Annotated in this window: 7 protein-coding genes; 2 read left to right on the top strand and 5 right to left on the bottom strand. The window is 61.2% G+C overall.

Annotated features, from left to right (window positions below; translation table 11 throughout):
• Nucleotides 1-306: hypothetical protein (locus CWO89_RS46830; RefSeq protein WP_207234404.1), on the bottom strand; the 306-nt coding region annotated here is incomplete at its 3' end.
• 57 nt (nt 307-363) lie between these two features.
• On the opposite strand from CWO89_RS46830, the gene CWO89_RS05365 reads away from it, so the two are divergent.
• The gene (locus tag CWO89_RS05365; protein WP_283813504.1) at nt 364-1,530 is read left to right on the top strand and encodes an acyltransferase family protein; all 1,167 of its coding nucleotides are present in this window, start codon (nt 364-366) and stop codon (nt 1,528-1,530) included.
• A 131-nt stretch (nt 1,531-1,661) separates the two neighbouring features.
• On the opposite strand, the gene lhpI is transcribed toward CWO89_RS05365, so the two are convergent.
• The 3 genes from lhpI to CWO89_RS05350 form a co-directional block, all read right to left on the bottom strand.
• Nucleotides 1,662-2,672 carry a bifunctional Delta(1)-pyrroline-2-carboxylate/Delta(1)-piperideine-2-carboxylate reductase gene (gene lhpI, locus CWO89_RS05360; protein WP_130577591.1) on the bottom strand — a complete coding sequence of 337 codons (1,011 nt, stop codon included), beginning with the start codon at nt 2,670-2,672 and terminating at the stop codon, nt 1,662-1,664.
• A gap of 166 nt (nt 2,673-2,838) precedes the next feature.
• Nucleotides 2,839-4,293, bottom strand: coding sequence for a short-chain fatty acid transporter (locus CWO89_RS05355; RefSeq protein WP_130577590.1), 1,455 nt, complete (start codon nt 4,291-4,293; stop codon nt 2,839-2,841).
• Nucleotides 4,294-4,342: 49 nt separating this feature from the next.
• Entirely contained in the window at nt 4,343-7,747 is a 3,405-nt protein-coding gene (locus tag CWO89_RS05350; protein ID WP_130577589.1) for a molybdopterin-dependent oxidoreductase, read from the bottom strand.
• Nucleotides 7,748-7,912: 165 nt separating this feature from the next.
• On the opposite strand from CWO89_RS05350, the gene CWO89_RS05345 reads away from it, so the two are divergent.
• Nucleotides 7,913-8,584, top strand: coding sequence for a GntR family transcriptional regulator (locus CWO89_RS05345; protein ID WP_245475737.1), 672 nt, complete (start codon nt 7,913-7,915; stop codon nt 8,582-8,584).
• Nucleotides 8,585-9,099: 515 nt separating this feature from the next.
• On the opposite strand, the gene CWO89_RS05340 is transcribed toward CWO89_RS05345, so the two are convergent.
• The gene (locus tag CWO89_RS05340; protein ID WP_245475735.1) at nt 9,100-11,844 is read right to left on the bottom strand and encodes an ATP-binding protein; all 2,745 of its coding nucleotides are present in this window, start codon (nt 11,842-11,844) and stop codon (nt 9,100-9,102) included.
• Nucleotides 11,845-11,947 lie beyond the last annotated feature (103 nt).

Below are 11,947 nucleotides of genomic sequence, written 5' to 3'. Positions count from 1 at the left end.
CCGCAACTCTCTCGAGCGGGCGACGCGCGCGATCGAGGCGATGCAGGCCGTGCAGGCTGCAGCGCGCAGCGCCGCGCAGCACGTGCCGACCGCCGTCCGAGCGAGCCCCCGCGCCACGATGCGAGCTCGACGATACCAGCGATGGCCATGCGCCGGTAATTCCAGATCGCGGCCGAGGTCGAACGGGTCGCTGATGTTGCCGCTGGTGCCGCTTCGCGTGCCCGGACGGCCGGCGAGTCGTTGCCGGTGTTGTCGTCGTCCTTGCCATGGCGCAAGATACATCCCGTGACGGTGATGATGCCACATTAAGCATAGAGTCAACCGCTGCTTGTGCCGGTGGCAGGTCTTGCCTACCCGTTTTCAATGGACTCGGCCAAAAATATCACCCGGTATCATGCTCTCGACAGTTGGCGTGGCATTTGCGCTTGCATGGTCGCGCTGTTTCACTTCGACGTTATCAGCCATCTGTCGTTCCTGCCGCTCACCAGAAATGCCTACCTGTTCGTCGATTTCTTCTTCGTGCTGAGCGGCTTTGTCATCGCCTCGAATTATCGTTCGCGTCTCGCTGAGGGTTTCGGCACGGGCCGGTTCCTGGTCCCGCGGCTTGGGCGGATCTATCCGCTGCATCTCGTGACCTTGCTGCTGTTCATTCCCATCGACGCTGCGAAGGACGGTATTGGCCCAAACCTCTTGCAGGCCATCGTCACCAACATTCTGCTCCTGCAGGGACTCGGCGTTAATCCGCAGAACTGGTTGAACTTCGCGAGTTGGAGCATCAGCACTGAGTTCGCCGCCTATGTGATCTTCGCCGCCGTCGTGAGCAGGATTGGGCCGGCAGTCTGGCCTTGGCTGCTTCCGATCATTGCGGGGCCGGTTGTGCTCGCCACCATCAGCCCAGACGGGATGAATGCGACTTATGACTATGGGTTGGTGCGCTGCCTTTATGGTTTCGCGCTTGGCGTTCTCGCTTTCGATTTACGAGAGCGCTTCCCAGTGTTGCGCGCACGCCTGGTGCCGTCCGCTGAGACATTGCTCGAGGCGGCGAGTTTCATGCTCGTTGTGGGCTATGTTTCGGTCGCTGGAAGCAGCGTCACTCTGCAGGTGGCCTCGCCGCTGGTGTTTACGCTGGTCGTTCTGGTGTTCGCCCGTGAAGGTGGCGCGGTCAGCCGTTGGCTGACGGTTCCGTCCATGCTCATGATCGGGACGCTGACCTATTCGATCTACATGCTGCATCCGCTCGTCAGGGCGGTGGTGCGGGCCATCCTTATGGTCGTCGAACGCCTTACGCATACGGAATTGTTTATCTCTTACGCGTTGAGCTCGGGCCATGAACCGACGAAAGTTGTCTCTCTGAATGGATCGCTCTGGCTTGGTGATCTCCTGCAAATTGCGATGCTGTTGTTGACCGTCCTGCTATCGGTCGCGACGTATCGGTTTGTCGAAGAGCCCGGGCGTGACTGGGTCAGGCGCTTGCTGGATCGGCGGAAGGTCGGCCCAGTACGCAGCGCACAACCGGCTTTCGATGCATGACGCGCCGAGCTCAAAATGCGTCGGAGGCCAGCCACAGAAGGGCAAGCCCCACGGCCGCTTTGAACTCTGTCTGTCGAGACGGGATTTGGCATGTGCCGATGCGCTCGGCGAGGCAGCAGGGGGCGCGGCCCTCAATTTCCGTAGCGGTCGCGTTGTTGCGCGATGTGGGCGACGCGCTGGATGCGGGTCTTGTATGCAAGACCTGCGGCGGCAAGATCCGCCAGAGCGGTTCCTACTGCCTTGAACATGGTGATGTCGTCGCGAGATCGTCGCCCGTGAGCGGCTCCGCTGCAGAGTTCGGCCAGCGACGCCTTCAAGTCCTGACGTGAGAGAATTCCCGCCTCGATCGGGTGGACGAGATCACCGGCCTCATGGGCCGCCTCATAGGTATCCACGAATATGGCGGAACGCTTGACGACGTCGTCATCCGATTCCCGCATCGCCGGCGTGAAGGCGCCGATGAGATCGACATGGACGCCGGCCTGCAGCCATTCGCCCTTGATCAGCGGCGACGTTGCCAGAGTGGCCGACGTGACGATATCAGCCGTCCGGACGGCACGTTCAAGGTCGGAGACGAACACAGCATCCAGTCCGGCGTTACGGAGACGATCCACCATCCGAACGGCGCTGTCGGCGTTGACGTTCCACACGCTGATCCGGCGAATGTCGCGGACGGCCCGATAGGCTTCCGGCAAAAGGCTTGCGATCCGACCGGAGCCGAGAATGAGCAGGTTGGTCGCGTCTTCGCGCGCCAGATAGGACGCTGCGAGCGCTGACGTCGCAGCGGTTCGCCTAGCGGTGAGGACGTCACCTGCGACCGTCGCGAGTTGCGCGCCGGTGCCGCTATCGAACAGCAGATAGACCGATGTGAGCGCCGGCATCTTGCGCGCGGCATTGCCAGGGAATACGGCGACCAGCTTGATTCCAAGCAGGTCATCGCCTTCCGATTTCTGCTGCCATGAAGGCATCAGCAACAGCGTTGCGTCCGGCTCGCCGGGAACTGGAATCGTATGATGATGTCGCGGTGGAACCGTGCACCCCCCGACAAAGAAGGTGCGCAGATGCCGGATCAGCTCGTCCATCGGGAGAAGGCGCGTTGCCTCCTTTGCATCAATGGTCTGCAGCGATTGTTTCTCGGTCATGGCTTTTCTCATTGCAAGAATTTGCGTCGCGGCTCTCGCGCGGCGTCCGCATGCTTTCGCGATTGCCGAACCAAATCGACGTTGTGCTCCGGCATGCCGGACGAGGACACGCCGGGACGTCAATGCGGTCGTCCCGGCGTGTCAGTTCGCGCGGCTCAGCGGTCAATCAGGGAAGAATTGGCGGGTGATAGGTGAACGTCGTCATCAGGAGTGCCGCAACGATCATGACGATCGGGAAATGCACAAAGAACTGCACCGAGGTGTAGCCGATCAGGTCTTTTGACTTCAACCCGAGTATGCCGAGCAGCGGAAGCATCCAGAATGGATTGATGAAGTTCGGCAGCGTCTCCGCGATGTTATAGATCATCACGGTCCAGCCCAAATGAGCCCCGATCTCATTGGCCGCCTTCATGATGTACGGGGCCTCGATGATCCACTTGCCGCCGGCCGACGGGATGAAGAAGCCCAGCACCGCGGAATAGAGCCCGACCAAAAACGAGAAAACGGTCGAATTGGCTGATGCGTCCACAAACCAGTGCGCGATGGTGTCCGACAGCGTCACTCCGCTGCTATTTGGCACCTTGGTCAGCATCTGGGCGATGCCGGCGTAGAAAGGAAACTGCAACAGCACGCCCGAGACGCTTGGCATGGCCTTGGAAAAAGCCTCGAGCAGGCTGCGCGGACGCCAATGCAGGAGGATGCCAAGCACCAGAAAGACGAAATTGTAAGTGTTCAGGCCCGACAGGGTGATCAGCGGATTGCCGGACTGAAAGGTTTGCCAGAGCCAGCCCAGCGCCAGCACGACGATCAAGATTGTCAAAATGGGACTGAACTCGAGAAAGTCGCCGGGCCGTGCCGGCTTCTTCGGCTCAATCCGGTCGTCGTCCAGAGATACGCCAAGCTCCTCAGCGGTCTTGACCTGCGTCGGATTTGGCGCCGTCAGGTAGCAGATCACCGCGGACAGCGCGGTCACGATCACTGTCGTGACCAGATTCTGCCATGTCAGAATCGTCTCGGAGAAACCGATGACGCCGGTGATCGGCAACAGCGAGCTCGGGATGCTGGCCGCATTGGCCTGAAGCTGGGCGGCTGACGACGTAATGCCGAGCGTGAAACCGCAGCCCAGGCCGAGATAGCCAGCCGCGCCGGCCGCGCGATAGTCCAGCCTGATGTCCTTGCGCCGCGCGATTTCGCGCACCAGCAGGCCGGAAAAGATCAGGCTGAGACCCCAGTTCAGCAGCGACAGGACAATACTGAGCACACCGACGAAGACCACAGCGCCGCGCGCGGTGGAGGGTACGGCCGCCAGCCGCCGCAGCACCGCCGCGACAGGTGGCGACATCGCGACCACATAGCCTCCGATCGCGACCAGCGCCATTTGCATCGTGAACGGAATGAGATTCCAGAAGCCGTCGCCGAAGGCGCGGCTGACCGCAAGCGGTGAGCCCCCATGCGCGATGGTGCCGAGCGCGATCACGACCACGGCAATCAGAACGAACACATAGGCATCCGGAAACCAACGCTCAGCGAAGGCGACCATATGCTGCGAGAGCCTTGCAAGCGGGTTGGCCTGCATCGGCATTTTGTCCGGAAAGGAATTTCTATGCGTAGCGTCGGTCATTGCAGCCCCCATTATTATGTCTGTGTTGGTTTCGTCGCGTCATTGCCGGTCAAAGCGCGAGCGTGAGTTCGGAGAGAGGAACCGTCTGGCAGGTCAGGCACTGATCCGTCGCGCCGTCATCGCCGCCGAGTTGTGCGACGTCGCCCTTGACGATGCGCATGGCGCAGCTCTCGCATTGGCCGACACGGCAACCGCTGGGCAGAGACAGGCCTGCCGCCTGGGCGGCATCCAGAAGGGTTCCGAGTTCGGGCGACCAGATAAAGCTCTTGTCGGTACCGACGACGTGAACCGTCTGTGGCTTCAACGTCTGCGGCACGATCGGCGGCGATGCGAACGCCTCCGCAAATACGTCGAAGCGCGGCATGCCCCGTTCGACCAGCCGCGCAGTCATTGATGTCGCGAAGTCCGGCGAGCCGCAAAGATAGACAAGAGGCCTTTGCGGCAGCAGCGGATCGATCGCCGACAGGTCGAGCCGGCCCGCATAATCGTAGTCCTGCGGACAGCGATCCTGCGCGCGCGGCGCTGAAAACGCCGTGACGAGATCGAGCCCTGGCAAGAGGTCTGCAAGCTCCCGCAGCCGGCGGGTAAAAGGATGCTCACCGCCGTTGCGACAGCCGTAGAGCAGAAGCACCTTGGCGACGCGCTCCGTCGGCTCGCGTTCCGCTAGCGCTTCGAGATGACTCATAAAGGGTGTAATGCCGATGCCGGCCGCGAGAAAAATGAGAGGCCGGGGTCCCGCCAGCGGTGGGGTGAAAATTCCTCTCGGCGCCTCGATCCGGACTTCATCACCGACGGTCAGACGATGGATATGAGCGGAAAGATGACCGGTGTCGCGGGTGAGGGCCAAATCGTCGGAACGCCGTTTCTTTATTGCGACCGACAGGACATCCTGGCCGTCATGACCGGTCAGCGAATAGGCGCGGGTCACATCGATTCCCGGCAGGCCCAGCATGACGTGCTGTCCCGGCCGGAACGCGGGAAGCGCGCCGCCGTCGCGCGGGATGAGATCGAGCGCGACGACATCGTTGGACTCGTTGCGGATGGCGGTGACCGAGAAAGCGCGCTGGCCGACCCAGCGGCCACGGCTCGCGGTCTCGTCCTTGCGAATGTCGCAACGTATCGCCCGCAGCGGCACCGAGCCGCTGACCGGATCACGCGTCGCGTCGCTCAAGCCGTCGTTCATGTTCGATGTCGGAAATCCGGCGGGGGTGGTCGCGTCCCGGCCCAGTGGCGGACAATCCTCCCACCAACCGAACTCGGCGATGGCGATGCGATCGTCGAGAGATTCGTTCAGCCGCACGCGCAGCCGTACCTCTCCCGTTGACGTCTCGACAATCGCCCAGTCGCCATCCTCAAGACCGCGCCGCGCCGCGAGCGTGCCGCTGATCTCGATCGCGGGATCTGGCGTTTTCTTTCGAAGCGAGGCGATATGACGGTGCGAGCTGTGCACGAACCAACCGCTCTTGGCTGTGGTGAGCACCAGTGGGAAACGGCTGTCGGCGGTGTCCGCAAACGGGCTTTCGGCAGGCTCGATATGGCTCGGCAGCGGTGCGTAGCCATGATCGAGCATCAATTCCGAATAGATTTCGACGCGGCGGGTGGGCGTGGCAAAGCCCGCAATCGTGCCGTCATCCCGCTGCAGTGCGTATTTTTCGTGCCGAAACGGCTGGGGAAAGCGCAGGCCCTCTGGATGCTGACGCAGTTCGTCGACCGTTACGCCGAGCGGCGCGAGCTGATGGTTCCAGCCGGCGCGGATGTCGCCACCGAAGAATTCGTTTGCCAGGCCCAGCCTGACGGCGAGCTCGGCTGCGATTTCATAGTCTGCTTTGCACTCGCCGAGACGCGGAAGCATCTGCGGACGGAATTGTATCGTCTCGACGGCATCCTGCGTAATCTCGAATCCGATTTTGAGGGCGTCCCGCTCCCACGGCATATTGGCCGGCAGAATGATGTCCGCATTCTCGGCCGTCGGATTCATGAACATGTCGACGTGAACGTGGAAGTCGAGCGCGCGCAGTGCCTCCCGATTACGCGAGGAGTGGCCCTGCGAAACCATGAAGTTCGTACCGAAGCTCATCAGCGCCCGGACGCGATAGGGCTCGCCCGTGAGCACGGCGCGACTGAAATCGCGCGCCGTGATCCATCCCCGGCTTGGCGGCCCGAGCGGCAATTCGTCGATGCCGAGCGCTTTGGCCTTCTGTTCCGGCGGCAACAAGGCATAGTCGTTGACGGTCCGTGTCGGTGGCGGCACCGGCCAGACATTGCCGCCCGGCCGGTCGCAGGCGCCGGTCAGCGCGTAGAGCGTCGCAATCGCCCGCTCGGTCATCGTCGCATTGGTATGCTGGCCGACGCCGGTCCACGAGTGGTAGGCGAGCCTTGCGCTGTTCTTGAACAGGCCGTAGAACGCCGCGATGTCGCGCTCCTCGAGCCAGCTCACTTCGGCGACGCGAGCGATGGTGTAGGGGGCAGCCTCCGTAGCCAGCAGACGAAAAGCGGTCGCCGCAGCGATCACGCGACCATCGCGCGCGGCGAGCGTCGTCCGGCCATCCAGCCTGCAGTGCGCAGGATCGAGAGCCGCAGCGCGGGTGTCGTAGGCCCGCGCCGTTCCGGACTGATCCAGCACGACGAAAGCTTCCGACGATTGATTGTCCCAGAGTTCGTTGGCACGAACGAAGCGGCCTGTATTGGTGTCGACCAGGAAAGGCCCGTTGGTCCAGCGCGTGACGAAGCTCGCATCGAAGGATCCTGTCGCGATGAGATGCCGGATTGCGCCCATGGCCAGGGCTCCGTCCGAGCCGGGGCGGATGCGTAGCCAGACGTCAGCGTCCTGTCCGGATCCGTTCGGCTTGGGATCGACCACTGCAACCCGCGCTCCGCGTCGTCGCGCATTGGCAATACGGGTCGCCTGGGCGAGCCATGTGCGGGCAGGATTGTGTCCCCACAACACGATGGCGTCGGCGTGCTCATAATCGGGAAAGCCGATACCGCGGCCGAAAGTCAGGGCATGGGCATAGTCCTTGTGCCAGCCGCAGATTTCGACCGCGTAGATCAGATTTGGACTGCCGAAGCACCTGATGAAGCGCTCGACCCACTCGAAGCTGTCGACCATCGGCGTGCCGCTGGGCGTGGTGACGGCGAAGGCCACGGCTTCAGCGCCGGATGTTTTGCGAATGCCGCGGAGCTCCTGGACGATGTCGTCCAGAGCCTCGTCCCAGGAAATTTCGGTCCAGCCCGGATCGGCTGCTTCTCGCGGTGCAGTTCGACGAAGCGGCTTGGTCAGCCGCCGCGGACTATGGACCATCTCCGGTGCGGCGCGGCCCTTTGCACATAGCGCTCCGCCGGTCGGATGCCGTTGCAGGCTCTCGACGCTGATCAGCCGGCCATTCTCGACCACCATGGTCGAGCCGCACCGTGATCGGCAGAGCGTGCAATAGCCCGGGATGCGCTCAGCCATCGTGAATGAAACCGTGTCACATAGAAGTCAGTGTAGCGCGTTACTGTAACGCTTTACACAGCATGATCTGTGGGCATATCCTCCGTCAAGCGCATTTATTGTGCTGCACTTGCTAAACCGGAGGGCTCTGGAACCGACGGAGCGGGAGGGGGGATGGAGCAGAATTTGCGGGAGCAGGTGGTGCAGCAGGTGCGGGCCGAGATCATTTCCGGCCAGAGCATGCCGGGAACCATGTATTCCGTGCCGACGCTGGCCACGAGCCTCGGCATCTCGACGACTCCCGTGCGGGAAGCGCTGCTGGAGTTGACGCGCAGCGGGCTGATCGAACCCATGCGCAATCGGGGCTTCAAGGTAGTGGAACCGACCTTGACCGAACTCCGCAACCTGTTTGATCTCCGCGAAGTCCTGGAGCTCCATGCGGCGGCGATCGTCGCACGCAAGCCAAAGAGGGATCTCGAAGGGCTTTATCGCTTTGCCGATGACATCGCGCGCGCGGTGAGAACGGAAGACCTGAGGCTCTATCTCGAATCCGATCGAAGCTTTCATCAGATGCTGACGGCTACGGCGGACAATGCACGCCTCACCGAGTTGGTGATGGGATTGCGTGACCAAATGCGACTTTACGGTATCAAGTCGCGTGCAGGTCTTGCCCGCCAGAATGAGTCAACCGCGGAGCACTATCAGATCATTGAGTTTGCGATTGCCGGCAAGGAGGAGGCTCTCACAAATCTGCTCAGGCATCATATCAGGGCCTGGGAGCCCATCTTTGTCGAAGCGTTGTCACAGGTGACGATCCCGCGGGAACCGATTGCCGCCAATCGCGGTCGGGGGCGCTAACGCGGGAGGTGCCGACGGAGATTTCGGCGATAAGACTGGGGGCAGGCGGATGGCGGTCCTGAGGCCTTAAGCAATCATACCTTTTGCACGGCGTTCGATATCAATGAACACTTTAACAAGTTCGGCAACACGCCGGCCCTGGTCGGCAGCCGAGGGAGTGTACGCAAGCTGGTCCCGATCGCCAACCAGCACGGCTTCAATGGGGTGGCTACTTCAGCGGGCGCCAGGACGGCATGCACTTCGAGATCGCTTTTCTGCAGCCTTAGAGCATGATCCGGAAAAGTGGAAACCGGTTTTCCCTCGCGACAAACGCGAAGCGTTTGCGCGGAGATCATGCTCAAACAAAGAGATGAGATCATGATCCGATTCCGTCTAATCGGATCATGATCTCGTGCGGTGGGTCTGACGTTCCGATCAGCCTTGCGGCAACCTTCGTCGTCGGACGTCAGGGCCAAAACCGTGATAGGTTTCGTGGCCTACGCGACCGGCAATATCGAGAGTAAACGGGTCAGCGCTCATGCTTCGTTCAGCATCGCGTGCAGACGCCGGGCAAGGTCTGCCAGGCGGAAGGGCTTTTCGACAATTGGAAACTCTCCGACCGCATTGTGTCGCTCCAATACATCCGCCGCATAGCCGGAGGCGAGCAGGATTCTGATATCTTTGCCGAGCTTCCTCGCTTCGCGAGCAAGCTCAACTCCGCTCATTCCGTTGGGCATTACGATGTCACTCAGCAAGAGCTCAAAATCCTGACCGCTCTGGAGTATCCGAAGCGCGTCCATGCCGTTCCGGGCGCAGGAAACCTGATAGCCGCACGTGGTCAGCATGGCTGACGTGGCCTCCAGCAGATCCTCGTTGTCTTCAACGAGTAGAATTCGCTCCGTGCCGGTCGGTATGGCCTGGGGTTGAGTGCGCTCCGGATCAGCCTCGCGCGCTTGCGCAGCGCTGGGGAGGTATAGATCGATCGTCGTTCCGGCTCCGGGTGCGCTGTTGATGGCAATATGACCGCCAGACTGTCGAACAAAGCCATAGACCATGCTGAGTCCGAGTCCCGTACCCTTCCCGACATCCTTGGTCGTGAAGAATGGCTCAAACACGCGATCCCGCACTTCCGGGGACATTCCGCAGCCGGTATCTGCGACGGACAGCCTCACATACGATCCGGGCGGACAGCCGGACATTGAGCTCTTGTCCTGGACCATGTTCCGGGTTTCGATCCGCAGCACACCTCCATCGGGCATGGCATCGCGCGCATTCAAGGCCAGGTTGAGAAGAGCGGTCTCCAGCAGCGACGGATCAACGCGACACATCCATAATGCTTCGTCGAGCCGTAGTTCGACTTCGCATCCGTTCCCGACGGCTTGGCGGATGAGGCCCTGGAATTCGGAAAGGAGTCGATTGGCGTTGACCAATTCCGGCTTCAATGCGTGCCCACGGGAAAAGGCGAGAAGTTGCGTCGTAAGCTTCGTTCCGCGATGGACGGAACGTCGTGCCGCTGCTGCGTATTGCCGGATCTTGCCGATATCTGGGGCATCCTCGATGAGTTCGAGGTTCGCAGAGATCACCGTAAGCAGGTTGTTGAAGTCGTGTGCGACGCCGCCGGTGAGCTGGCCGACGGCCTCCATCTTCTGGCTCTGATGGAGCTGCTCCTCCATCAGACGACGCTCCTCCAACGCCTGCTTGTGATCGGTGATGTCGCGGAGGAAGATCGCGAGGCCGTGGCTCGAGGGAAAGGCATTGATTGCGTACCAGGCCTCCATGCGCGGGCAAAACATTTCGAGATAGGTCGGCCGTCGCTCTGACGTTGCCTCCCGAATTTTCTTCAAGGCTTCCAGCTCGGCGGCGACCGGAAAGGCTTCTGAAAGGGCCATGCCGACGATGTCCCGGCCGTGGGCGACACTCGCCGAGGCCGGTCCATTGAGATAGCTGACCCGCCAATCCCGATCGACGATAAGCACGCTGTCGGTGGTGTTCTCAAAGATCATGGTGAACCGAGCGGCAGCTTCCTCGGCTCTCTCCTTTGCTTCGGACAATTCGTGCTCGCGGCGTTGGAGCGCGTCGGCCATGGTGTTGAACGCTTCGGCGACCTGGATGATTTCGGATGTTCCTTGGATGTCGACGCGTCGTGCAAGGTCGCCCAGCCGCCATTGGTTGGCGGCGTCGACCAGTTGCTCAAGCGGGCGATGGATGAACCGCCGAGCTCCCAGCGATGTCAGGCTCAACACCAGTGCGGTGCTCAGTACGATCAGGAAGACGCCACGCTGTGTGCCGTGCTGGATCTCCGTGAACGCCCGGGCTTTGTCGAGGCCAAAGGCGATAACGAGCCCTCCGTCTTGCAAAACCGAATAGCCGACGATCCGCTCCACACCATCGAGATCGACGATGTCGGCAGTGCTCCGATGGTCGGGCTTTCGATCGTTATCCCCGGGTATCCTCCGGCTGACAAAGCGGTCGTTATCGGGATAACGGGCCAGGTACGTGCCGTTCCGGTCCATGATCGCAAGTGCAGCCCCCGGCGGCACATCCTGCTGAGCGATGGAGCCGGCAAGCCAATCCAGGCTGAGGGCGGCTATAACGACGCCGCCAAGCCGGGCATCGTCGCCATAGAAGGACAGCGCAAAATGAAGGACCTTGCGACCGGTCTGCCGACCGATTGCGAACTCTCCGACCGTGAATTTGCCGGTTTTCAGTACGTCGGCGAAGTAGGGCCTTCCAGCCGCGGTCGATCGCTTTTGATCGTTGTTGGTGTCACAGAAGGCATCACCGTTGGTGTCGACCACGATAAAGCTGATGAACCCCGGGTATCGTCGCTTGATCCTGGCGAGATAGGCATTGCATCCTTCTGGGTTCTTCGCCTTTATCGCCGGAAGCTCCGACAGCGCGATCAGGGCTTGATGCATTCCCTGGACGATCTGGCGCTGTTCGGCCGCGGCGAGCTCCGCCAGGTTGAGTGCCTGGTTTTGCACTTCGACTTGGCGGGCGCAACGGAACTGGAATTCATTGTAGGCTTGAATCGCGATAGCTGGGATCAATGCGATAGCCACCAGCAGGAATAGGCGTGATAAAAGAGTCACTTGTTTGCTTACCTTCTGCCCGCGATCCTGCAACGCCCGTCGAGCGAGTAGCGCTCTGACGTCGATCGCTGACGAAATGCGATCTGCGATGCTCAGGACAATCATCTTGATCGCGACGCTAATCATGCCGTTGTGTAAATGACGCTTCAGACAAATCCTTCGGTCTCCGTTGCGCGAGACGATGTTCATTCGACGTCCTCGCACGCGTGAGCGAGGGCACCGCCAGACGCGGCCTGTGCCGTCTTCAAATGTTGGCGAGCTCTGCTACTGGATCATGACGCGATCGGACTGA

Source organism: Bradyrhizobium sp. Leo170 (assembly GCF_004296405.1).
Lineage (GTDB): Bacteria > Pseudomonadota > Alphaproteobacteria > Rhizobiales > Xanthobacteraceae > Bradyrhizobium.
This window is presented reverse-complemented; position numbering and strand designations above follow the sequence as displayed.

Coding starts and splice junctions, on each gene's coding strand:
- CWO89_RS05350 (WP_130577589.1), bottom strand. CDS start 7,747: ATGGCTGAGCGCATCCCGGGCTATTGCACGCTCTGCCGATCACGGTGC.
- CWO89_RS05340 (WP_245475735.1), bottom strand. CDS start 11,844: ATGAACATCGTCTCGCGCAACGGAGACCGAAGGATTTGTCTGAAGCGT.
- lhpI (WP_130577591.1), bottom strand. CDS start 2,672: ATGACCGAGAAACAATCGCTGCAGACCATTGATGCAAAGGAGGCAACG.
- CWO89_RS05355 (WP_130577590.1), bottom strand. CDS start 4,293: ATGACCGACGCTACGCATAGAAATTCCTTTCCGGACAAAATGCCGATG.
- CWO89_RS05365 (WP_283813504.1), top strand. CDS start 364: ATGGACTCGGCCAAAAATATCACCCGGTATCATGCTCTCGACAGTTGG.